Below are 407 nucleotides of genomic sequence, written 5' to 3'. Positions count from 1 at the left end.
ATAATAACATTGATAGGCTGCAAGCTTTAGCAAGCCTGAAAAGAAGATGTCTTCATTGGGAGTATATGGCGAAAGGACTGATGTTAGGTAGCACATTCTTTTCAGATCTGAGTGATGAAATTGACATTCCACTATTATTCATAATGAATGATGAATTGACTAACTCCAATCACAGAAGTGGTATTTTCCAACTTATAGAATCTTTTGTATCGGAGAACAAATATTACAATTACATCGAAATTAGCAATGGCGATAACAATACTGATTTACTATTAGAAGATCTGAGAAAATGCTTCGTCTCCGATGCTGATGATCTCCTGCATAGAGTTCTAACTCGTTTTTTTATCAATGCATTTTCAGTCTTTGAATTCTGGGTTTGCAAAACATATGAAAGCGTTAAATTGGCT

The 407-nt window shown here is 34.4% G+C and carries 1 protein-coding gene; it reads left to right on the top strand.

Annotation, left to right across the window (positions count from 1 at the left end; all coding sequences use genetic code 11):
* Positions 1-65 precede the first annotated feature (65 nt).
* A partial coding sequence (locus tag IM284_RS23605) for a hypothetical protein (protein ID WP_226838988.1) occupies positions 66-407 on the top strand: 342 nt, incomplete at its 3' end.

The organism is Enterobacter cloacae complex sp. P12RS (assembly GCF_014895875.1).
Classification (GTDB): Bacteria; Pseudomonadota; Gammaproteobacteria; order Enterobacterales; family Enterobacteriaceae; genus Enterobacter; species Enterobacter bugandensis.
Note: the sequence above shows the minus strand (reverse complement) of the source record. Positions and strands in the feature narration are given on the sequence as shown.